The following is a 22929-nucleotide window of genomic DNA, read 5'->3' as shown; positions in this document are numbered from 1 at the left end:
GCTGATAATCGGAGCAATGATGCGTAAGCTGGCGCAGGTGGCGTATGGCGTCCTGAAATCAGGACGCCCGTTCGATGCCACACTGCACGAGAAAAATGCTTGCGTGGCATAACAGTATCTACAAAACTATTTTAAGAACGTCACCGCTTTATCCGGGAAATCCGTAAACAACCCGTCTACGTCCGCCTGCTTATACAACACCTCGTAAAGCTGATTCACGTCCGTGGCGTACGGCGGTAACTGGTCTGCGCGCACCGTATACGGATGCACCTGCATCTTGCTGGCGTGTGCCTCTTTTACCATCGCCGTCAGCTTCACGTGGCCCGGGGTTGAACCTTCCGCCACCAGCATGTGGTAATCCGGCCCGATCCCGTCGGCGTACTGCGCGATCTGCTTCATGGCGCCCGGTTTGAACATCCAGTCATAGTTGTAGTTTACCCACTTGCCGTCTGCCTGCTTCTCCTGGGTTTCGTTCCAGTCGGTATAGGCAATCAGCTGGACCAGATTGAGATCCATCCCCATCTTTGGCTCCAGCTCGGTTTTGATGCGCTTCAGTTCCGCGGCGTCAAAACACTGGAGATAAACTTTGTCCTTCTTGCTGGTGTAGCCGTACTGCTTCAGCACCTCCAGCGTCTTCGCGGCAATATCCTTCCCTTCCTGGTGATGGAACCAAGGGGCTTTAATTTCCGGATAGATACCGATATTTTTGCCCGTCGAGTGGTTCAGCCCCTGAACAAACTCAATCTCTTCCTGGAAGGTATGGATACGGAAGTCAGATTTACCCATCGGGAAACGTCCCGGATAAACCTGCACCTTCTTGCCGTTTTCAATCTCGAAGCCTTCGGTAAACTTCAGAGAGCGGATTTCATCCAGAGTAAAATCGATGGCGTAAAAACGACCATCTTTACGGGCGCGGTCCGGGAAACGCTCCGCCACATCGGTCACGCGATCAAGATAGTGGTCATGCAGGACGACCAGCTGGTCGTCCTTTGTCATCACCAGATCCTGCTCAAGATAATCGGCCCCCTGCGCGTAGGCCATCGCTTTCGCCGGCAGCGTATGCTCCGGCAGATAGCCGCTTGCGCCGCGATGGGCAATAACGATTTTATCCGCCGCCAGTGCGGAGCCGGTCATCAGGCCCGCCAGCAGCAGACCGGTCGCTAATTGAGTTAATTTCATGGCAATGCTCCTTATTGACGACGCGCCAGCACGTCCGCGTGGTGACGTTTTTCACCGATCATCACAACAATCAGCAGCAGTACCGCCAGCACGCTGCCGCCGATCATCACCATAAAGCCGCCGTCCCAGCCGAAGAAGTCAACGGTATAGCCCACGATGGCGCTCGCCGCGACCGAACCGACCAGGTAGCCAAACAGACCGGTAAAGCCTGCCGCCGTACCGGCTGCTTTTTTCGGTGCCAGTTCCAGCGCATGCAGACCGATCAGCATAACAGGACCATAAATCAGGAAGCCGATGACGATCATACAGGTCATATCCACGCCCGGGTTACCCGGCGGGTTGAGCCAGTAGACGACGGTGGCAATGGTCACGAGCGTCATAAAGAAGACGCCCGTTGCGCCACGGTTGCCCTTAAATACTTTGTCCGACATCCAGCCGCAAATCAGCGTCCCCGGGATCCCCGCGTATTCGTAGAGGAAGTAGGCCCAGGAGGATTTATCCAGCGCGAAATGCTTCACCTCTTTCAGGTAGGTCGGTGACCAGTCGAGGATGCCGTAGCGCAGCAGGTAAACAAACACGTTCGCAACCGCGATGTACCACAGCAGTTTGTTTGGCAACACGTACTTCATGAAGATCTGCTTTGCCGTCAGCTCTTCTTCGTGCTTCTCGCTGTAATCATCCGGATAGTCGTTTTTGTACTCCTCAATCGGCGGCAGGCCGCAGGACTGCGGTGTATCGCGCATCAGCGCAAAGGCGATAATCGCCACCAGAATGGCGCCAAAGGCAGGCATATAGAGCGCAGCGTGCCAGTCGTTAAACCAGGCCATCCCCAGCAGGAACAGCAGAGGCGGAATGCCACCACCCACGTTATGCGCGCAGTTCCACACCGATACGATGCCGCCACGCTCCTTTTGCGACCACCAGTGCACCATGGTACGACCGCATGGCGGCCATCCCATCCCCTGGAACCAGCCGCACAGGAACAACAGCACAAACATAATGGCGATGCTGGACGTTGCCCATGGCACAAAGCCCATAAACAGCATCACCGCCGCCGCCAGGATCAGACCGGCTGGCAGGAACACGCGCGGATTCGAGCGATCCGACACCGATCCCATGATGAATTTCGAAAAGCCGTAGGCGATGGAGATCCCCGACAGCGCGAACCCGAGATCGCCACGCGAAAAGCCCTGCTCAACCAGATAAGGCATGGCGAGGGCAAAGTTTTTACGCACAAGGTAATACGCCGCATACCCGAAGAAGATCCCCAGGAAGATTTGCCAGCGCAGGCGGCGGTAAAGCGGATCTATTTCTGCCTCAGGCAGACGCGCCCGGTGCGGCGCAGGTTTAAAGATACTGAGCATGACAGCCTCCGTGGCCATGTATTGAATTTACAGGGGTTTAACTGCCCCAAACTCCAGCAAGGCGGGGATGTTAAGAAATCACGGTGATTGTTACTGTGAATCAACGCACAAATTGTTACAGAAATATGACAACATGCGCAAAAAAGCGCATGGAATCACGTTTCACTTTCGAATTTCGCTCGTTTGTGTTCGAAATCAAACAAACCACAGTTTTCATGTGGCTAAATGATAAAAAACGAACACAGAGGGATGACAATGACAATTCACGATCCACGCTACAGCGATGTGATTATCATTGGCGGGGGCGCGACCGGCGCTGGCATCGCACGCGACTGTGCGCTCAGAGGGCTGAGCGTCACGCTCCTGGAGCGCCATGATATTGCGACCGGCGCTACCGGACGCAATCATGGCCTGCTGCACAGCGGCGCCCGCTACGCCGTTACCGACGGCGAATCGGCACGCGAATGTATCGCCGAAAATCAGATCCTGCGACGTATCGCCCGCCACTGTATTGAACCGACCGACGGCCTGTTTATTACGCTTCCCGAAGACGATCTCGCCTTTCAGTCAACTTTCATTACCGCCTGCCAGGCCGCGGGAATTCAGGCGCAAGCCATTGACCCGGCCCTCGCTCGCCGCATCGAACCTTCGGTTAATCCGGCACTGACGGGTACAGTAAAAGTCCCGGACGGCACCGTGGATCCGTTTCGTCTGACGGCGGCCAACATGCTGGACGCCCGCGAGCACAGCGCGCGGATCCTGACCGGTCATCAGGTCATCGGGCTTATCCGTGAGGGGCATCGCATCGTAGGCGTGCGGGTCCTGGATACGCAGTACAACGAACACAGCGAGCTGTATGCCGCCGTGGTGGTCAACGCGGCGGGGATCTGGGGGCAACGCATCGCAGAATACGCCGATTTATCTGTGCGCATGTTCCCGGCCAAAGGCTCGCTGCTGATCCTTGACCACCGCATTAATAACCATGTCATCAACCGCTGCCGTAAACCGTCTGACGCAGACATCCTTGTCCCCGGCGATACCATTTCGTTAATCGGGACCACCTCCACCCATGTTGACTACAGCGAGATTGACTACAATCGGGTCACCGCAGAAGAGGTCGACATCCTGCTGCGCGAAGGAGAAAAACTGGCGCCGGTGATGGCCCAGACTCGCATCCTGCGCGCCTATGCGGGTGTGCGTCCGCTTGTCGCCAGCGATAACGACCCGAGCGGACGCAATGTCAGCCGCGGCATTGTGCTGCTTGACCATGCCGAGCGCGACGGGCTGGACGGCTTCATCACCATCACCGGCGGTAAATTGATGACCTACCGCCTGATGGCCGAATGGGCGACGGATGCTGTCTGCCGCAAACTGGGCAATAGCGAACCGTGCGTGACCGCAGAACAGCCCCTGCCCGGCTCGCGCCAGTCCACCGAGAAAACGCTGCAAAAAATTATCTCCCTGCCTGCCCCCCTGCGTGGTTCGGCTGTCTATCGCCATGGCGACAGAACACCGGTCTGGCTGGGTGAAGGGCGGCTGAGCCGCAGTCTGGTATGCGAGTGCGAGGCCGTTACCGCCGGGGAAGTGCAATACGCGGTGGAGAATCTGACGGTGAATAGCCTGCTCGATCTCCGCCGCCGCACCCGTGTCGGGATGGGTACCTGTCAGGGGGAGCTGTGTGCCTGCCGTGCCGCCGGGCTGCTGCAGCGTTTTCATACCACCACCGCCACCCAGTCGCTCGATCAGCTCAGCGATTTTCTGAACGAGCGCTGGAAAGGCATTCAGCCTGTCGCCTGGGGCGATGCCCTGCGTGAAAGCGAATTTACCCGCTGGGTGTACCAGGGGCTTTGCGGTCTTGAGAAGGAGCAACGCGATGAAATTTGATACGGTGATCGTCGGCGGCGGGCTGGCGGGTCTGCTCTGCGGCATCAAACTCACGAAGCAGGGACTGCGCTGCGCCATTATCACCCGGGGCCAGAGCGCCCTGCACTTCTCGTCGGGCTCGCTGGATCTGGTGGACGAAACGTACCGCGAAAAACTGCCGGCAGAGCATCCTTATCACCTGACTGGCGTGCAGCACATTGACCGCTTTGCCCTGGAGACCGAAGCGCTGCTGGCTGATTGCGGCGCACGTATGCAGGGGAGCGCCAGGCAAAATCACGCGCGCGTCACGCCGCTTGGCACCCTGCGTTCCGCCTGGCTCAGCCCGGAGGAGGTGCCCGTTGCCCCGTTCAAGGCCACGCGCGTGCGGGTGGTGGGCATTAGCGGTTTTCTGGATTTTCAGCCCCATCTGGCAGCGGCCTCGCTCAGTCGCCAGGGGGTCAACGCTGAAACGGCAGAGATTGACCTTCCTGAGCTGGATGTCCTGCGCGACAACCCCAGCGAGTTCCGCGCGGTGAATATTGCCCGTTTGCTCGATAACGAAGAGAAATGGCCGCTGCTGTATGAGGCGCTCAAACCGCTTGCAGAGGGATGCGATGCGCTGTTTATGCCCGCCTGCTTTGGCTTGCAGGACAACCGGCTGTGGCGCTGGCTGTCCGACCGCCTGCCCTGCTCGCTCGGCCTGCTGCCAACGCTTCCTCCGTCGGTGCCCGGCATTCGCCTGCATACCCAGCTTCAGCGCCAGTTTGTGGCCCAGGGAGGCGTGTGGATGGGGGGTGATGAAGTGAAAAAAATCACCCTGAATGACGGCTCGGTGAGCGAAATCTGGACCCGCAACCACGACGATATTCCGCTTCGTACGCGTTACGCGGTGCTGGCAAGCGGCAGTTTCTTCAGCAACGGTCTGCTGAGCAGCCGGGACGGCATTCGCGAGGCGATTATGGGGCTGGACGTCCGCCAGAGCGCCTCTCGCGCGGACTGGTATCAGAGCGATTTCTTTGCCCCGCAGCCGTGGCAGCAGTTCGGCGTAATTGTGGATAACCAGCTGCATCCGCAACTTTCAGGAAAGTCAGTACCGAATCTCTACGCCATCGGCTCGCTTTTGGGCGGATACGATCCTATCGCCCAGGGCTGCGGCGGCGGCGTCTGCGCCATAACGGCGCTCTATGTGGCAGAGCAGATTTGCCAGCGCACGGAGGCTGAACAATGAACGATACCCGCTTTGAAAGCTGCATCAAATGCACGGTCTGCACCACCGTCTGCCCGGTCAGCGGCGTTAACCCGCGCTATCCCGGGCCGAAACAGGCCGGGCCGGACGGCGAGCGCCTTCGTCTGAAGGACGGCGCGCTGTACGATGACGCGCTGAAATACTGCATCAACTGCAAACGTTGTGAAGTCGCCTGTCCGTCGGATGTGAAAATCGGCGACATTATTCAGCGCGCCCGGGCACGCTATAGCACGCAAAAACCGTCGCTGCGCGATGCCATTCTTAGCCATACCGATCTGATGGGCAGCGTCTCCACGCCGTTTGCCCCGCTGGTGAACGCCGCGACCTCGCTGAAACCGGTGCGCCAGCTGCTGGATGCCACGCTTAAGATCGACCATCACCGCAGTTTGCCCAAATATTCCCACGGCACCTTCCGCCGCTGGTACAAATCCGTAGCGGCAGACCAGGCGCGGTATGCCGACCAGGTCGCGTTCTTCCATGGCTGCTACGTGAATTACAACCATCCGCAACTGGGTAAAGATCTGCTGAAAGTGCTGAACGCCATGGGTACAGGCGTGCAGTTACTGAACAAGGAGAAATGCTGCGGCGTGCCGCTGATCGCCAACGGGTTTACCGATAAAGCGCGCAAACAGGCCAGAAGCAACGTCTCGTCGCTGCGCGAGGCCATCGTCGATAAAGGCATTCCGGTGCTGGCCACCTCCTCGACCTGTACCTTCACGCTGCGCGATGAGTATCCGCACCTGCTGGACGTGGACAATACCGGCCTGCGCGAACATATCGAGCTGGCAACCCGTTTCCTGTGGCGCAAGCTGGACAGCGGGCAGACGCTACCGCTGAAAAATTTACCCCTGAAAGTGGTCTACCACACGCCGTGCCATATGGAAAAAATGGGCTGGGCGCTTTACACGCTGGAACTGTTGCGGTTAATTCCAGGGCTGGAGCTGACGGTGCTGGATTCGCGCTGCTGCGGCATTGCGGGGACGTACGGCTTTAAGCGTGAAAATTACGAAACATCACAGGCAATTGGCGCGCCGCTGTTCCGCCAGATTGAAGAGAGCGGCGCGGATATCGTGGTGACCGACTGCGAAACCTGCAAGTGGCAGATAGAGATGTCCACCAGCAAGCGCTGCGAGCATCCGATCACGTTGCTGGCGAAGGCCCTGGGTTAGGTATCGCCGGGGCCGCCGCCCCGGCAAACCGGTCACTCAACGAACAGCGATTCCACCACGTTGATCCAGCCGTGCTCGCTGGCTACCTCTTTACCTGCCAGCCAGCGACGCAGCATGTTCAGCGCCATCATGGCGCAGACGTCCTGACGCACCGCCAGGCTGTGGCGGGTGATACTCATTTTGACTCTTAAGGCATGCGTCCCTTCCGGCGTAGCCAGCGCAAAGTTGAGATATTCCTCATCCATACCCCCGACAAACAGCGCCAGCCCGGCAAAATGGTTGACCCGGCGTTCTGACGCCCAGCGCGCCGTCTGCGCCAGCGTCTCCTGCTGGAACGGCACCACCTCGCTGGCCAGCAGCGGAGCATTAACGCGCGACAGTTGCAGCGCCAGCAGGCCGCCGGTGAACTGCTCGCTGAGGGTGACGCTCAGCTGGCGCGACTGCAGATGCTTCGCAATCTGCGCCGGTAGCCCTTCCGTGCCCTCGAAAATCAGACTTTCGCCCGCCACGCGCTGCACTTCCGGCCAGAGCGCCAGCATCGCCGCTTTCTGCGTGGCAGGCCCGGTGAGCTTGAGTTCAATGATCGGCATGGAAGAGCGATAGCCCATGGATACCCCCGGCGGCAGCGGCAGGTGATCGAGGCTCTGCGCCAGATCGCTTTCCGAACGGCCAAAGGTGGTCAGGCGCAGGCAGACTGGCGGTTCAGGCAGGGTAAAACGTTGGCGAAGGCGCGGCAGGATCTGCTGTTCGACCATCACCTTAAATTCAGACGGGACACCCGGCGTGAAGAACATCAGGCAGCGGTTCAGTTGAACGGCGAAACCGCAGGCAGTACCCACCGGGTTATCGACCAGTTCGGCGCTGGCCGGGATTTCAGCCTGTTTGCGGTTGCTGGGTGCCATCACGCGGCCACGTTCGGAGAAGAAACGCTCCATGTGGGCCAGCCACTCCTCGTGCAACACCAGCCCTTCGCCTTTGGCGGTCGCGGCAGCCAGCGCGCTGAGATCGTCGCTGGTAGGGCCGAGCCCACCGTTCACAATCAGCACGTCGCAGTGTTCGCTACGCTCGCGCAGAACGGTCACCAGCGACTCAAGACTGTCGCCTACGGTATTGCGGCGCGTTAACGGTAATCCTTGCTCAAAGAAAAGATCGGCAAGCCAGGCAGCATTGGTATCAATAATCTGTCCATGCAGCACTTCGTCGCCGGTGGATAACATCTCCACGTTAATCATTGTGTTCTCCCGCTTATATGGTGAAAACACTATAGCGCAATCACCGGCATGGAGAGGAGAGAAACTGGCGCGACGGACGCCGCGCCGGAGGAGTTAGAAGCCTGCGCTGACGCCCACGTACGGGCCGTCAGCCAGCGCGTTGTCGCGGTTGCCGTCTTTGCCCGCCAGGTTCAGATAACGATAACCCGCTTCAATGGTAATTGGGCGCATGATGGTCCAGCGCGCACCCGCGTTGGCTTCTTCATAGCTGTCGATACCGCTGGAGAGGGAGTCCGGAGAGTAGTAGTACTCACCAAACAGGCCGAAGCTGTCGCCAATTTTCCACTGCAGACCGCCGCCCACCGCTGCCGCGTACCCTTCGTCGCCGTCGTTCGGGTTGGTGTAGATGCCTTTACCGCCGACGGTGGCCAGGAACGGGCCAAGAGGAATATTCAGACCCAGGCCGAGGCTTGCCGCATCGCCATCGTCGTCGTTATGCGTCCAGCCGCCGGTCATCGCCAGACCGGCGGTCTCGGTACCCAGGCCAAAGCCCAGATGGGTGTAATCCTGACCCGCTGAGCCGTTAAAGCTGATGGCGTTAGCCGCCGCCGAAACGAATATCAGGCCTAAGCCCATCAATGCCACTTTTTTCATTATCGTGTTCCCGCGCAATTTATAGAAAAGTCCCAAAAAAACCGCGAGATTTTAACCTGAGACGCCTGGCGATCAAGCACTCTGCGTGCGGCGGGCAAGTAGATTGTAACGATTTGAAACGCGCGGTTTTTTTACGTCAGCAACAGAAAGCGCATTTTTACGCTCAGCCCTCCCAGTGCCTCACTGCGGGAAAGCTGCAGGTGGCTTCGGTGAAGCCGGGCGATATCGCTCGCCAGCGCCAGACCGATACCCGATCCGCTGGCGTCCCCGACGTTGTCCAGCCGATGGAAAGGCAGTACTGCCTGATGAATCTGGCTGTCTTCGATGCCGGGCCCGCTATCCTCCACGCTGAGCTCAACGCCGCCCGCGTCGGTGTGCAGGAACACGGTGACGATGCCTCCTGCCGGGGTGTACTTGATCGCGTTCTCAAGCAGGTTGGCGCACAGCTCCCCCAGCAGCACCTCATCACCGTCTATCAAGACGGGTTGCTGAATGCCGTCATAACCCAAATCGATCGCCTTGCTGCGCGCCTGCGTCAGTCTGGAGAAACAGCAGTTCTGCACCACCTGAACCAGGTCCACCGGCGCAAACTGGCGATCCCCCTGCTCTTTGCGCCTCACCGTGGAGAGTTGCAGCAGCCGTTCGGTGAGGACGATGGTGTTATCCAGCGTCACGTTCATGGCGCGTAAACTCTCCTGCCACAGGGCCGGATCGTTTCGCGTCAGGGCAACGGAAACCTGGGTTTTGAGCACCGCCAGCGGCGTTTTGAGCTGATGAGACGCATCGGCGTTGAAGCGCTCCTGGCGGGAAAGCACGCCGCGTAACCTGTCGATATAACGGTTAAAAGCCACGATCAGCAGCCGCGTTTCCGACCAGGGCAGCAATTCCGGCAGCGGGGCCAGCAGCCCAGGCTCACGGCGCACCATCAGCGAGGAGAGCTGACGCATCGGGCGCAGCACGCGGCGCAGCAGCCAGGCGGTTAAGACCAGCGTCAGCAGCACCAGCAATCCCTGCGAAACGAGCGATGAAAACAGAAGCTGAGTGGCGAGATAGCGCCGCGACTGCAAGGTTTCGGCGACGTAGATCTCCGCCATACCGGAAACATTGTCTTCGTTAACTGGCTGGAGAAGCTTCGCCACGCGGATCGCCTGGCCGCGATACTCGGTATGATAAAACCAGGCCAGCGCGGGATAGTGCGTGGTGCGCGACGTGGAGGGGGGCATGTTCGGCAGATCGTCATAGCCGGAGATCACCCGCCCCTCCGGGTCAACCACCTTGTAATAGAGACGATCGTTCATGTTCAGCTCAAAGCTGTCGAGCACCACCCAGGGAACATCAACCAGCAGCTTGCCGTTGTGCACCTCCAGCCGCTCAGAGACGGTACGCGCCGAAGATAACAGCGTGCGGTCGTACGCCTGGGTCGCCGCCTGCAGGGCGCTGACGTAACTGTTAAAAGCCGATAATCCCCACAACAGCAGCAGCGGCAGGCCGAGAAAAAGCAGCAGTTGCAGATAAAGCGACTGAGGCTTAACCCACTTCATCGCCGCACTCCAGCACATAGCCCAGTCCGCGCAGGGTGGTGATCCGCACGCCGCTGCTGCTCAGCTTTTTGCGCAGGCGATGAATGTAAAGATCGAGACTCTCCGGGCTGACGTCGTCGTTCAGGCTAAACACCTGATCGAACAACTGCTGCCGGGAAACGGGGCGGGTGCGACGATGCATCAGCACCTTCAGCAGCGACAGTTCGCGCGGGGTGAGCGAGAGCGGCTCGTCGCGCAGCAGGAAAAAACCGTCGTCGTCATACTCCAGCTCCCCAAGGCGCTGGCGTTCCTGGGTTCTCCCCTCGCTTCTGCGCAGCAGGGCGCGAAGCCTGGCGTCCAGCTCCTCCAGCTCAAACGGTTTTGGCAGATAATCATCCGCCCCGGCGTTCAGGCCTTTTACCCGATCAGCCACGTTGCTGCGTGCGGTGAGAAACAGCACCGGCAAGGTCTGGCCGCGTTTACGTAAACGGTGCACCACCTCCAGGCCGTCAAAACCGGGCATACCGATGTCCAGTATCGCTACCGCGTAGTTTTCCCCCTGCAGCAGATGATCGGCCGCGCGCCCGTCAGAAACGCAGTCTACGGCAAAGCCCTCCTGCACCAGCGCTTTCTCCAGCCAGTGAGCCAGCTCACGATTATCTTCCGCCAGTAAGAGACGCATATCACATCCTGTAAAGTTGGTGTCGCGTTGAAAGGGAAATGAAAGGTTATTGTTTTAACAATCACGCAACAGAACCGCTACAAGGTGGTTCACATAATCAGAAAAAAACCCGTACCCGTACCCCCGGATCGCCGGCGTGAGAATAAACGATGAAAAAACAATTACTTTCAACGATTGCTGCAAGCGTTTTAATGTTGAGTGCCTCTGTTGTCCAGGCGCAGGACGCCCCGTCCCGCACCGAATGTATCGCTCCGGCCAAACCGGGCGGCGGTTTCGATCTCACCTGTAAGTTGATTCAGGTCAGCCTGCTGGAGACGAAGGCCATTGAAAAACCGATGCGCGTGACCTACATGCCAGGCGGCGTGGGCGCGGTGGCCTATAACGCGATTGTCGCGCAACGTCCGGCGGAAGCCGGCACGGTGGTGGCCTTCTCCGGCGGCTCGCTGCTTAACCTCTCTCAGGGCAAGTTTGGCCGCTACGGCGTGGATGACGTGCGCTGGCTGGCCACCGTCGGTACCGACTACGGCATGATTGCCGTGCGTGCAGATTCCCCGTGGAAATCCCTGAAAGATTTGCTCACCGCCATGGAAAAAGACCCCAACAGCGTGGTGATTGGCGCAGGCGCCTCCATCGGCAGCCAGGACTGGATGAAAGCCGCCCTGCTGGCGCAGCAGGCGAAAGTGGATCCGCACAAAATGCGTTACGTGGCGTTTGAGGGCGGCGGTGAACCGGTGACGGCGCTGATGGGCAACCACGTGCAGGCAGTTTCCGGTGATCTTAGTGAAATGGTGCCTTACCTGAGCGGCGATAAAATCCGCGTGCTGGCGGTCTTCTCCGAAAACCGTCTGCCGGGACAGCTGGCAAATGTGCCGACTGCAAAAGAGCAGGGTTATGACCTCGTCTGGCCGATTATCCGCGGCTTCTTTGTCGGGCCAAAAGTGACCGATGCCGAATACCAGTGGTGGGTCGACACCTTTAACAAATTGCAGCAGACAGACGAATTTAAAAAGCAACGCGATCTGCGCGGGCTGTTTGAGTTCAACCTGAACGGCAAGCAGCTGGACGAGTATGTCAAAAAACAGGTGAATGACTACCGCGAGAAAGCAAAAGCGTTTGGCCTGGCCAAATAACCGGAGGCGCTATGAGCGATCGCATTTTTGCCGGGATCTGGTTGTTGCTCTGTATTGGCGGGATGTTCGTCGCCTGGCAGATCCACAGCGAATACAGCTATGAACCCGTGGGGCCCCGCCCCTTTCCAATGGGCATTGTCGGCCTGATGCTGCTTTGCTCGGTGGCCATGCTGTTACGCCACCCGGATACCGTAGAGTGGCCGCCTAAGCGCATTTTGCAGCGGCTGCTGGTGATGGTCATTGTGCTGCTGATGTATGCCTGGGGCTTTGAATGGCTCGGCTTCCCGGTGGCGACCGCCATCCTGACGATGGTGATCGGCACGCTGTTTAACGCCAGTCTGCCTGCGGCGGGGATCTCGGGCGTGGTGATGGGCATTTTCCTGTGGTACGCCTTTGACCGCCTGCTGGATGTGACGTTGCCGCTTGGCGCCTGGCTTAATTAACGGAGCACGCTATGGATACCTGGATTTACCTCTCACAGGGGTTCGCTGTGGCGATGACCCCGGAAAACCTGGTGATCGCCCTGATCGGCTGCTTCGTCGGGACGATCGTCGGTCTGTTGCCTGGGCTTGGGCCCATCAACGGGGTCGCTATTTTGCTCCCGCTGGCGTTTGCCCTGCATCTGCCTGCGGAATCAGCGCTGATCCTGCTGGCGACGGTCTACATCGGCTGTGAATATGGCGGCCGAATCTCATCAATACTGCTCAACGTGCCCGGAGATGCGGCGGCCATTATGACCGCGCTGGATGGTTACCCGATGGCGCGGCAGGGGCGCGGCGGCGTGGCGCTGTCTATTTCCGCCGTCAGTTCGTTCTTTGGCTCGCTGATTGCCATTGGCGGCATCATTCTGTTTGCGCCTGCGCTGGCCCAGTGGTCGCTGGCGTTTGGTCCGGCAGAGTATTTTGCCCTGATGGTCTTCGCCATTGCCTGTCTCGGCAGCATGATGGCGCAAAACCCACTGAAATCGTTTTTGTCTGCGCTGATTGGCTTAGGGTTAGCCACCGTCGGCGTGGATGCCAACACCGGGGTCTATCGCTTTACCTTCGACAGCGTTCACCTGTCCGACGGCGTGCAGTTTATCGTGGTCGTGATTGGTCTGTTCTCTGTCTCTGAGATCTTACTGATGCTGGAACATACCAGCAGCGGGCAGACGCTGGTGCGTAAAACCGGCCGGATGCTCTTTAACGCCAAAGAGGGCGCGCAGTGTATCGGTGCCACGCTGCGTTCGTCGGTGATCGGTTTCTTCGTCGGTATTCTGCCGGGCGCCGGGGCGACCATCGCCAGCGCCATCACCTACATGACGGAGAAAAAAATCAGCGGGAACAGCGACAGCTTTGGTAAAGGCGATATTCGCGGCGTCGCCGCACCCGAAGCGGCCAACAATGCCTCGGCCTGTGGCTCGTTTATTCCCATGCTGACGCTCGGCGTGCCCGGCTCCGGTACCACGGCGGTGATGATGGGGGCGCTGACGCTCTATAACATCACGCCAGGACCGGCGATGTTCACCGAACAGCCGGATATCGTCTGGGGGCTGATTGCGGCACTGCTGATTGCCAACGTGATGTTGCTGGTCATGAACATCCCGCTGATTGGCCTGTTCACCCGTATGCTGACCATTCCGCTGTGGTTCCTGGTACCCGCAATCGCAGCCGTCTCGGCGGTGGGGGTGTATGCGGTACACAGCACCACCTTCGACCTGATTCTGATGGTGGTGCTGGGGGTGTTCGGCTACATCTTGCGTAAAATGCACTTCCCGATGTCGCCGCTGATTCTGGGCTTTGTGCTGGGTGAGATGCTGGAACAGAACCTGCGCCGCGCCCTGTCCATTAGCAATGGCGATGTCGCCATTCTGTGGGACAGCAATGTGACGAAGATCCTGCTGGCGCTGGCTATTGTGGTGTTGGTCGTGCCACCGGTGCTGCGCCTGCTGCGTCGTCAGCGTAAGCCGCAGCCCGATATCGGCTAATTAACCTGACAGCTGGGCATTCACCCACTGTTTTAACGCCTGGCGGGAGATCTTAATCCCGCCATTTTTTAACTCCGCAGGCAGTACCAGCCAGTGCACGGGCTGCTCAAATCGCGCCAGTTTGCCCTGTACCCATTCCGGCAAGCGGGTGATATCCGTTCCCGGTTCACACTCCACCACCGCTACCGGACGCTGACCAAATTCGGCGTCATTCAACGGAACAATGAAAACCTGGCTGATGTGCGGATGGGTCGCGATTATCCGCTCAAGACTCTCCGGCTGAATGCCCTCGCCTCCGCTGAAAAAGAGGTTATCCATCCGACCGAGGATCGTCAGGCGACCGTCATGCAGTTCGCCGCGATCGCGGGTGGCAAACCAGCCCTCTGAATTCGTGAGCGGCAGCAACGCGCCGTCGCTCCAGTAGCCTGAGGCCATGCTTTGCGCCTTGATCCACACTTCACCGTTAACGACCTGAACCTCCCTGCCCGGCAATGCGCTGCCCACGTCCGGCTCACCGTCAGCCTCTTTCGCGCAGACGGTAGAGGCAAACTCCGTCAGGCCATAGCCACAAAACGTAGAAATACCCTGCGCGCGCGCCTGTTGCGTCAACTCAACGGGGATGGCGGCCCCGCCCAGCAGTACCGCTTTCAGCGCGATCCGCTGGTGGGTATTGAGCAGACGCCAGAGCTGAGTTGGCACCAGCGAGGCATGCGTACACCCCTGCAAGGCCTGCTCCAGCGGCTGCTTCTCGCGTACGGTTAAGCGCGCGCCAGCCTGCAGCCAGCGCCATAAGATCCCCTGCCCGGAGACATGAAACAGCGGCAGCGAAAGCAGCCAGTCGTCATCCTCGCCGTAGGGCATCAGCGCGAGGACGCCCTCAGCGCTGGCAAGATGCGCCCCGCAGGTATGAACGGCCGCTTTCGGCAGCCCGGTGGAACCGGAGGTGAGCGTCATTGAGGCCAGCCGCTCAGGCTGCCATGCCACGCGGTATTCGCCGGACGGAGCATGCACGCTAAGCGCGGCGAGCCCGTCATAGTGACCGTCCAGCACCAGCGCAAAACGCAGCGTCATCTGCGGAAGCAACACCTCCAGCAGGGGATGCGGGAGCTGGGGATTAACCGGAAGAATTCGCGCGCCGCACTGGAGCAGCGCCAGCCATGCCAGCAGGGTCTGCGGGTGATTATGGGCGAGCAACAGCACGCCGTCACCCGCCTCCACGCCCTGCTGATGAAACCCTGCAGCCAGATTGTCGATGCGGGTGCAGAGCTGTTGCCAGCTCAGCACCTCGTCGTTGAGACGCAGAGCCGGTTTATCAGCACGCTGCTCGCGCCAGTGCCGCCACGGCCAGTCGCTAAAACTCATTGCAACGGCTCCAGCGCCTCAACGCCCGCGCACGGCAGCACGCTCCCCGGCCACGGGCGAATGAGCTGGGTTTGCATCAGGTTTAACGTATCCAGCCCCGGGATGGTGTCGGGCGTTAACCAGGCGGCAATGCGCGCCAGCTGTGTCAGCCCAAGGCTGGATTCGATGGAGGAGCTGATCACCGCCGTCAGCCCTGCCTCATGCGCTGCCGCCACCTGTTCGCGCACCTTCGCCAGACTGCCCGTTAGCGTCGGTTTTATGACCACGGCGCTGACGCCAGGCTCGGCGCTAAAGGCAAAGTCCGCCTCGCGCAGGCTTTCATCCCAGGCGATGGCAATGCCGGTTTCTCGGGCAAAAGCGCGTGAATCCTCACGGGTTTTGCACGGCTCTTCCAGAAAAGCGATGCGGCTGCGGTACGCCGGGTTGACGTACTTCGCGAACTGCTGCGCCTTAAGCGGCGTCCAGGCGCGATTGGCATCCAGACGCAGGCGCAGATCGGGGATCGCCTCCAGCAAGAGGTTAGCGACCATGCCGTCGCGTACCGCTTCGTAAAGACCGACTTTGATTTTCGCCACTTTCTCGCCGGGCATTGCGCTGAGCAAGGCAAACAGCTCGTCCGGATCGCCCGTGCAGAGCGGCGCGGCACGGTAATCGGCCTCATCAGGCAGGCTGCCGTCGAGCTCCGCGAGCGCGCAGCTGATGCCAAACGCAGCGGAAGGGAGATCGGGCAGCGGCGGATTCAGGCCTGTACGCCATTCATCTACCCATACCATCAGCGCAGCCTGCGCCTCCTCCAGCGACTCCAGGCTAAAGCCCGGCAGAGGCGAAATCTCGCCCCAGCCCTGCCCTTCGCCCTGCTGCAGTTGCACGAAGAAGCCATCACGGGTTTTTAACCGCCGTTCACGCAGCACCACGCCCGCGTCCATCGGTATCTGCCAGCGGTATACCTGCGCGCGACGCATTACGGGTTCCGTTTGTATTTACTGAAGTCTGGCTGGCGTTTTTCGTTAAACGCGTTGCGCCCTTCCTGACCCTCTTCGGTCATGTAGAACAGCATGGTGGCGTTACCCGCCAGCTCCTGCAGACCCGCCTGACCGTCACAGTCAGCGTTCAGAGCCGCTTTCAGGCAGCGCAGCGCCATTGGGCTGTTCTGCAGCATTTCGCGACACCAGCGAACGGTCTCTTTTTCGAGATCGGCAATCGGCACCACGGTGTTAACCAGGCCCATATCCAGCGCTTCCTGGGCGTTATACTGACGGCACAGGAACCAGATTTCGCGGGCTTTTTTCTGACCGACAATGCGCGCCATGTAAGAAGCTCCCCAGCCGCCGTCAAAGGAGCCGACTTTCGGGCCCGTCTGACCGAAGATGGCGTTCTCTGCGGCAATGGTCAGATCGCACATCATGTGCAGCACGTGGCCGCCGCCGATGGAGTAGCCTGCCACCATGGCCACCACGGGTTTTGGGCATGTACGGATTTGACGCTGGAAATCAAGCACGTTCAGGTGATGGGTACCCGCATCGTCCTGGTATCCGCCATAGTCACCGCGTACTTTCTGATCGCCACCGGAGCAGAACGCTTTTTCACCTTCCCCGGTCAGGACGATAACGCCGATGTTGTCGTCATAGCGCGCATCCGCCAGGGCCTGAATCATCTCTTTTACGGTCAGGGGACGAAAGGCGTTACGCACCTGCGGACGATTAATGGTGATTTTGGCGATACCGTCAGCCGATTTGTGGTAACGAATGTCGGTGTAACCTTCGGAGCAGTCTTGCCATTCAACCGGTGCATAGAGCATGTTTTCATCAGGATAGATCATAGAGTGTCCTTTATTCGACGACGCAGTATCTGAGCCAGACTCGCGCTAACCGCCCCGGGATTTTCCCGGTGGGCGTTGTGTCCGGCGTTTGGAATGACATGGCGAACAGCGTTCAGTTCAGCGGCCAGGGCCGCGAACTTCTCGTCACGTTCGCCATAGAGATAATCAAAAGGGAAATTTCGCGCTCTGAGGGCGGCACGCAGGTCTGGTTGCACGGCGAGCGAGGTTGCCTCAAGCATCATCGCCAGGTTTGTGCCCGCGTTGCGACAGCGCAGGGCGATGAGCGCCCTGCGCTGGCTGTCCGTCAGGGAGGCAAAGACAGGCTGTTGATACCAGTCGGCAAAGACGTTTGAGAGGGGCTGCGTGCGAAAACGCTGCGCCCACAGATGGTCGGATGCTGCTCTTGCCTCTCGTGCTGCGACCCCCTTCAGGCCCGGATGTCCGCCTTCCACCATGATGCCGCAAAGCCCCTCAGGATCCTGGCAGGCATGAAACATCGCAATGCGGCCGCCAAGGGAGTACCCCACCAGCCAGTAGTTAAGTATGTTGTAACTAACAAGGGTTCGGGTAAGCACGTCACTCATATCGTCGAACCCCGTGACGGCCATACTGGCGGACCGGCCATGCCCCGGCAGGTCGAGATAAAGCCGGGGATAATCGCTGAGCGCCTCGCCGACCGTCTGCCACTCGCGGCAATCGCCAGAAAATCCATGCAAAAAGACCAGCCAGGGGTAACCTGGCTTACCGGCCTGTTGCGCGCCTGCGAGGATCACAGGTGGCTCACCTGCGCCAGCAGACTTTGCAGCTTCTGCGCACCGTCAGCCTCGTTGACGACCAGTTCAATCAGCGTTGCACCGGGCTGTCGCCAGGCGCTGCTCAGGACTGCATCCAGCGCTTCCCAGTTTTCCGGGCGGTGGTATTTCAGGTTAAACATCGCTGCGGCATGTTCAAACTGCACGTTCTGCGGCATCAGATAGAAGCGCTCGCGTTCGCTCTGCGGTGTCGGCAGCAGGGAGAAGATCTGCCCGCCGTTATTGTTGACCACAATCAGCACAAACGGCGCCGACACCTGCCGCAGCAGCGCCAGCGCATTGAGATCGTACAGCGCCGAAAGATCGCCCACGATCGCCAGCGTGGATTTCGCGCTGGCTCGCTGCACACCCGCCGCCGTGGAGATCAGCCCGTCAATGCCGCTGGCTCCCCGGTTACTGTAGACCGGATAGCCCGCAGGCAGTTTTGAGAACGCATCAATCAGACGCACCACCAGGCTGTTGCCGACAAACAGTTGCCCCTGCTCCGGCAGATACCGGTAAATACGGTGCGCCAGCTCCGCTTCACCAATTTCTTCGCATTGTGCGTCGGTCAACTCCCACGCCTGACGCGACAGCGCTGGGATCTCAACGGCCCACGGGGCGCGCTTTTCCGCCGGGTGGAGCGCCAGCCAGGTGTCAATGTCGCTCACCAGACGACGACCGCGATGGTGCGCCGGATCGAGCCGCCCTTCCAGCGGATCCACCAGCCAGTACTCTTCCGGGCTACAGGTTGCCTGCCACTGCAGTAACCGTTTGCCGGTCAGGCTTGCGCCCAGCTGAACTACAATCTGCGCCTGCGCCAGCTCAGTCACCGCTTTCGCATTCCCGAGCCAGAGATCGGCACACGGCAGCGGCTGTCCGGTCTGGGACAGCACGTCGCCAATCAGCGGCCAGCCAAGGGTGTGTGCCCATTCGGCCACCTGCCTGCCTTCGGCGGCGCTCATGCGCCCGGCAATAACCACGCCGCGTTTTTGTCGCCAGAAAAACCAGTCACGTTGCTTTGCGCTCTCAAGGTGTGTCTGCTCGCGCAGCCACGGCTTTTCGCTCTCCCACCAGTCGCCAAGCTGCTGCTGCCAGGCAAGACCGGTGTCGTCCATTTCGCCGTACAACGGCTCGGCAAACGGACAGTTAATATGTAACGCCCCGCTGCGCAATGTCTCCATGGCATGATCGACGGTCGAGACCAGCCAGCTTGCGGGAATGTCCTGCGTGGGTCGGGGTAACGAAACCGTCTGCGAAGGATGCGAGGCAAAGAGGCCCGGCTGACGAATAGCCTGGTTCGCTCCGCAGTCAATAAGCTCGGGCGGGCGATCGGCCGTCAGTAGAACCAGTTTCTCACCGGTCAGCCCGGCTTCAATAAGGGCCGGATAGAGGTTTGCCACGGCAGTACCGGAGGTGACGATCACCGCCACCGGTTCCTTGCTGACCTTTGCCAGCCCCAGAGCCAGGTGGCCCAGGCCGCGCTCGTCAAAATGGGTGTGGTGAATAAATGCCCGGTTCTCTGCTGCCGCCAGCGTCAGCGGTGTGGAGCGTGAGCCCGGCGCAATACACACATGCCTGACGCCATGGCGAGTCAGGGCTTCAAGGATCACCGTCGCCCAGCGTCGGTTAAAAGAACTTACTGACATGAGATTGTCCGGTATCAAGAATGCGACACAGTATAAATAATAGAAAAAAATAGAATTTTGATATGAATCGGGATTGCGCGAATCAGTACTAATCCTTCAGGAGCAGAGAGCGCAAGCCTGCGGCTTTATTTTCGATCTCCTGCCATTCCTGTTCCGGATCGGAACCGCTGACGATCCCCGCCCCGGCGTAAAGACGGACGGTGGCGTCATGGACGCGCGCCGAGCGCAGGGCCACGCAGAACTCGCTTTGTTCTGGCGACAGATATCCGGCGGATCCGGCATACCATTCCCGGTCGAAAGGTTCAACGCGGTGTATGAATTCGCGTGCTGGCTGGCGCGGTAACCCGGCAACCGCAGCCGTCGGCTGCAGCACATGCAGACATTGCTCATCATCCGCATGCTTGAGCTCGGTCCAGATGCAGCGGCGAAGATGCTGCACTTTGCGCAACCGCATAACCTGTGCTGGCAGGACCTCCAGCGTCCGGGTATGGTGCTGCAGCCGCTGGCAGATATCCTCTACCACCAGCATGTTTTCACGCTGGTTTTTATCATCGTTCATCAGCCAGTCGCCCAGAAGGCGGGCCTGCTTGTCATCGGGATGGCTGGCGACGGTACCGGCCAGCGCTTCGGTACGCAGCAGGTTGCCGCGCCGCCGCCACAGGCGTTCAGGTGTGGAGCCAAGAAACGCGTTGCTGGCATCGAAAACCATGCAGAAATGATAGCAGTTCAGATTCAGGGCACGGCTGGCCGCCATCAGCGCCACGGCATTCACCGGCTGACTGAACTGCAGATCGGTTGCCCGGGCGAGCACCACCTTTTCGACTTCGCCGCGCGCAATGGTCTCTGTCGCCTGACGGATAAGGCGCAGCCATTCCGGTTTTTGCGGCTGATGGGTCTCCTGCACTACCTGGGCGGAGAGCGGGCGGATTGGGCGGGCATCGCGAAGCTGCTGTAAGAACGCCAGCGCCGCGTCGGCATCCTCCTGAAGGGAACGGTCACTCCACAGCTGCAGACGCAACGTGGCGGTCCCGGCAGAACGTCGCCACAGCAGGCGGGGTAAAAAGAGACTGCCCTGCTCCGGGGTGAAGGCATTCAGGCCGCAGATCCGCGTGTCGTTCGCTACAGGCTGTTGCTGTAAAAACTGCGAAGCCTGAGCCAGAGAGGAAAAATGGATCACGGCGCCCAGCGCAGCCAGCTCTTCATCACCGTTACGCTGCTGCCAGTAAAACTGGGGAAACAGGCACTGAGCACCAAGCCAGGCGAGAGGGTCGAAAGCGTCGTTTAACGGGAAAGAGACGTCGACGTGACGTAAGCCGGGTGTAGCGGGTAACGCTTGCGCAAGCTGAGTACGCAGACGTTCCAGCGCGTTGGAAATCGAATGCACGCGAACCTCTCCCTGTAAAAACGCTTAGTATACGGGGTACCATCAGAAATATCAGTACCCACGTATAGGGAGGGGTTAAGCGTCCGATTCAGGGGTTAACGACGGGCCAGAAGCAGCCCCAGCACCAGACCCACCGCAGCACCGACACCAATGCCTTGCCACGGTTTTTCATGGACGTAATCATCGGCGCGATACACCGCTTTTTTTGCGCGGTAGTAGTAATTGTCAGAGGCATGGCTGACGCGGGTTTTGACGTCATGTAGCGCCTGTTCGGCACGCGCCTTGAGTTCGATATATTTCTGATCGGCAGGGTCGCCGGACGAACGTAACACCTCTTCCAGCGTTTCGCTCAGTAACGTCAGGTCGTCATCGACACGGGTATCCCAGGATTGAAATGACATATTTTTCTCCATGTTAGTACACCAGTCCGCTAACTATAGCCAACGACCTGCCATTACGCCTGTTTCACTTCCCGCGCCATACCGATATGAGGAATGCCGTCTTCGTCGTACACGTCCGTGACCGGCATAAAGCCAAAGTGGCCGTAGAAAGACTGAAGGTGCGCCTGTGCGCCAAGGTATAACGCCTTGTCTGGCCACTGTTTTTGGCATGCCTCCAGCGTTTTTTCCATCAACTGATAGCCCAGTTTCTCACCGCGCGCCTTGCCGCTAATAATGACGCGACCAATAACGACAGGCTCAAAATCGTCCTCGCTTTTCAGAATCCTCGCATACGCCACCAGCTCGTTATCCCTCCAGCCGAGAATATGACGGTTCTCGCCCACCAGATCATCACCATCGATGTCCTGATACGGGCAGGTTTGTTCCACAACAAACACTTCGCAGCGCAGTTTGAGCAGGGCGTACAGTGTCTGAACGGTGAGTTCACTATGGTGTAAATCTTGCCACTGGATCATGTCGGTCTCCTTCCTGGGTTCATCACGTTATACTAAACCCTCCCCCATTCGGCAAAGGGCTGATTGCGTTATGGAACTGATTTTTCTGGGTACGTCCGCTGGCGTGCCAACACGCACACGAAACGTGACCGCGATCCTGCTGGATCTGCAGCACCCAACCCGTGGCGGACTGTGGCTGTTTGACTGTGGCGAAGGAACGCAGCATCAACTGTTACACACCGCTTATCATCCCGGTAAGCTGGATAAGATCTTTATCACGCATCTGCATGGCGATCACCTGTTTGGCCTGCCGGGCCTGCTGTGCAGCCGTTCGATGGCGGGTAATGCCAACCCGCTGACGATTTACGGGCCGGCGGGTACTGGTGAGTTTGTTGAAACCACGCTGGGCCTGAGCGGGTCGTGGACAGATTATCCGCTGGAGGTGATTGAGATAACCGAGGGGCTGGTTTTGGATGACGGGGACTATACCGTCACCGCCCGGCCGCTCAACCATCCGGTTGAGTGCTATGGCTACCGCATTGAAGCGCATGATAAGCCCGGCGCGCTCGACGCCGCTGCGCTGATTGCCGATGGTGTGAAGCCCGGACCGCTTTTCCAGCGACTGAAACAGGGCGATACCGTCACGCTTGAGGACGGCCGCACGATTAATGGCCAGGACTATCTCGCCCCACCGCAGCCAGGGAAAAAACTGGCGATTTTTGGCGATACCGCGCCCTGCCCTGCGGCCCTGCAACTGGCGCGAGAGGTGGATGTGATGGTGCACGAAGCCACGCTTGAAACGGCGATGGAAGAGAAAGCCAACAGCCGGGGTCACAGCTCAACACGTCAGGCGGCGGCGCTTGCCCGTGAAGCGAACGTCGGAAGATTGATTGTCACCCATGTCAGTTCGCGCTATGACGCCCGCGGCTGTGAAAAACTGCTGGCAGAGTGCCGCGACGTGTTCCCGGCGTGTGAGCTGGCCAACGATTTCACTAAGGTCAGCGTTTAGTCCTTCATTTTTCTCTCAGGATGCCGATAACGATTA

Annotated in this window: 21 protein-coding genes; 7 read left to right on the top strand and 14 right to left on the bottom strand. The window is 59.3% G+C overall.

Annotated elements, in window-relative coordinates:
• Positions 1 to 126 precede the first annotated feature (126 nt).
• The gene (glpQ, locus tag PUZ33_RS20250; protein ID WP_058680720.1) at positions 127 to 1179 is read right to left on the bottom strand and encodes a glycerophosphodiester phosphodiesterase; all 1053 of its coding nucleotides are present in this window, start codon (positions 1177 to 1179) and stop codon (positions 127 to 129) included.
• An 11-nt stretch (positions 1180 to 1190) separates the two neighbouring features.
• A complete protein-coding gene (gene glpT / locus PUZ33_RS20245) occupies positions 1191 to 2543 on the bottom strand; it encodes a glycerol-3-phosphate transporter (RefSeq protein WP_058680719.1) in 1353 nt (450 codons plus the stop codon).
• A gap of 255 nt (positions 2544 to 2798) precedes the next feature.
• On the opposite strand from glpT, the gene glpA reads away from it, so the two are divergent.
• From glpA to glpC, 3 genes are read left to right on the top strand one after another with little or no spacing between them, the layout of a single operon-like run.
• Positions 2799 to 4427, top strand: a complete 1629-nt coding sequence (gene glpA / locus PUZ33_RS20240) for an anaerobic glycerol-3-phosphate dehydrogenase subunit A (RefSeq protein ID WP_252107584.1) — start codon at positions 2799 to 2801, stop codon at positions 4425 to 4427.
• Entirely contained in the window at positions 4417 to 5634 is a 1218-nt protein-coding gene (gene glpB / locus PUZ33_RS20235; protein WP_062676674.1) for a glycerol-3-phosphate dehydrogenase subunit GlpB, read from the top strand. The genes glpA and glpB overlap by 11 nt, the downstream gene beginning before the upstream one ends.
• Complete coding sequence (gene glpC, locus PUZ33_RS20230; protein ID WP_020690658.1) at positions 5631 to 6821, top strand: anaerobic glycerol-3-phosphate dehydrogenase subunit GlpC; 1191 nt, start codon at positions 5631 to 5633, stop codon at positions 6819 to 6821. The genes glpB and glpC overlap by 4 nt, the downstream gene beginning before the upstream one ends.
• 32 nt (positions 6822 to 6853) lie before the next feature.
• Here glpC and PUZ33_RS20225 read toward each other — a convergent pair whose 3' ends face one another.
• The 4 genes from PUZ33_RS20225 to tctD form a co-directional block, all read right to left on the bottom strand.
• Complete coding sequence (locus PUZ33_RS20225) at positions 6854 to 8053, bottom strand: nicotinamide mononucleotide deamidase-related protein YfaY (RefSeq protein WP_020690657.1); 1200 nt, start codon at positions 8051 to 8053, stop codon at positions 6854 to 6856.
• A 93-nt stretch (positions 8054 to 8146) separates the two neighbouring features.
• On the bottom strand, positions 8147 to 8686 hold the full coding sequence (locus PUZ33_RS20220) for a YfaZ family outer membrane protein (RefSeq protein ID WP_013098023.1): 540 nt from the start codon (positions 8684 to 8686) through the stop codon (positions 8147 to 8149).
• A 131-nt stretch (positions 8687 to 8817) separates the two neighbouring features.
• A complete protein-coding gene (locus PUZ33_RS20215; RefSeq protein ID WP_040022391.1) occupies positions 8818 to 10227 on the bottom strand; it encodes a sensor histidine kinase in 1410 nt (469 codons plus the stop codon).
• Positions 10214 to 10888 carry a transcriptional regulator TctD gene (gene tctD, locus PUZ33_RS20210; RefSeq protein WP_058680716.1) on the bottom strand — a complete coding sequence of 225 codons (675 nt, stop codon included), beginning with the start codon at positions 10886 to 10888 and terminating at the stop codon, positions 10214 to 10216. The genes PUZ33_RS20215 and tctD overlap by 14 nt, the downstream gene beginning before the upstream one ends.
• 149 nt (positions 10889 to 11037) lie before the next feature.
• Between tctD and PUZ33_RS20205 the strand changes: the two genes are divergently transcribed.
• From PUZ33_RS20205 to PUZ33_RS20195, 3 genes are read left to right on the top strand one after another with little or no spacing between them, the layout of a single operon-like run.
• A complete protein-coding gene (locus tag PUZ33_RS20205; protein ID WP_013098088.1) occupies positions 11038 to 12018 on the top strand; it encodes a Bug family tripartite tricarboxylate transporter substrate binding protein in 981 nt (326 codons plus the stop codon).
• Between the two features lie 11 nt (positions 12019 to 12029).
• Positions 12030 to 12461, top strand: a complete 432-nt coding sequence (locus PUZ33_RS20200; RefSeq protein WP_013098089.1) for a tripartite tricarboxylate transporter TctB family protein — start codon at positions 12030 to 12032, stop codon at positions 12459 to 12461.
• Positions 12462 to 12472: 11 nt separating this feature from the next.
• Positions 12473 to 13984 (top strand): tripartite tricarboxylate transporter permease, encoded by a 1512-nt coding sequence (locus PUZ33_RS20195; protein ID WP_058680715.1) that lies wholly within the window; start codon positions 12473 to 12475, stop codon positions 13982 to 13984.
• Here PUZ33_RS20195 and menE read toward each other — a convergent pair whose 3' ends face one another.
• The 8 genes from menE to PUZ33_RS20155 form a co-directional block, all read right to left on the bottom strand.
• Positions 13985 to 15346, bottom strand: coding sequence for an o-succinylbenzoate--CoA ligase (gene menE, locus PUZ33_RS20190; protein WP_058680714.1), 1362 nt, complete (start codon positions 15344 to 15346; stop codon positions 13985 to 13987).
• Positions 15343 to 16308 carry an o-succinylbenzoate synthase gene (gene menC / locus PUZ33_RS20185; protein ID WP_058680713.1) on the bottom strand — a complete coding sequence of 322 codons (966 nt, stop codon included), beginning with the start codon at positions 16306 to 16308 and terminating at the stop codon, positions 15343 to 15345. The genes menE and menC overlap by 4 nt, the downstream gene beginning before the upstream one ends.
• Positions 16308 to 17165, bottom strand: a complete 858-nt coding sequence (menB, locus tag PUZ33_RS20180) for a 1,4-dihydroxy-2-naphthoyl-CoA synthase (protein ID WP_013098093.1) — start codon at positions 17163 to 17165, stop codon at positions 16308 to 16310. Before menB ends, menC begins: the two co-directional genes overlap by 1 nt.
• On the bottom strand, positions 17162 to 17938 hold the full coding sequence (gene menH / locus PUZ33_RS20175; protein ID WP_058680712.1) for a 2-succinyl-6-hydroxy-2,4-cyclohexadiene-1-carboxylate synthase: 777 nt from the start codon (positions 17936 to 17938) through the stop codon (positions 17162 to 17164). Before menH ends, menB begins: the two co-directional genes overlap by 4 nt.
• The gene (gene menD / locus PUZ33_RS20170) at positions 17935 to 19605 is read right to left on the bottom strand and encodes a 2-succinyl-5-enolpyruvyl-6-hydroxy-3-cyclohexene-1-carboxylic-acid synthase (RefSeq protein ID WP_058680711.1); all 1671 of its coding nucleotides are present in this window, start codon (positions 19603 to 19605) and stop codon (positions 17935 to 17937) included. The genes menH and menD overlap by 4 nt, the downstream gene beginning before the upstream one ends.
• Before the next feature lie 88 nt (positions 19606 to 19693).
• Positions 19694 to 20989, bottom strand: coding sequence for an isochorismate synthase MenF (gene menF / locus PUZ33_RS20165; RefSeq protein WP_013098096.1), 1296 nt, complete (start codon positions 20987 to 20989; stop codon positions 19694 to 19696).
• A gap of 95 nt (positions 20990 to 21084) precedes the next feature.
• A complete protein-coding gene (gene elaB, locus PUZ33_RS20160; protein WP_028028061.1) occupies positions 21085 to 21390 on the bottom strand; it encodes a stress response protein ElaB in 306 nt (101 codons plus the stop codon).
• A gap of 53 nt (positions 21391 to 21443) precedes the next feature.
• Positions 21444 to 21905: a GNAT family N-acetyltransferase gene (locus tag PUZ33_RS20155; protein WP_038983959.1), complete on the bottom strand. Its 462-nt coding sequence runs from the start codon at positions 21903 to 21905 to the stop codon at positions 21444 to 21446.
• A 70-nt stretch (positions 21906 to 21975) separates the two neighbouring features.
• On the opposite strand from PUZ33_RS20155, the gene rbn reads away from it, so the two are divergent.
• Positions 21976 to 22893, top strand: coding sequence for a ribonuclease BN (gene rbn, locus PUZ33_RS20150; RefSeq protein WP_058680710.1), 918 nt, complete (start codon positions 21976 to 21978; stop codon positions 22891 to 22893).
• Positions 22894 to 22929 lie beyond the last annotated feature (36 nt).

Origin of the sequence: Enterobacter cloacae complex sp. 2022EL-00981 (assembly GCF_028737495.1) — a bacterium.
GTDB lineage: Bacteria > Pseudomonadota > Gammaproteobacteria > Enterobacterales > Enterobacteriaceae > Enterobacter > Enterobacter cloacae.
This window is presented reverse-complemented; position numbering and strand designations above follow the sequence as displayed.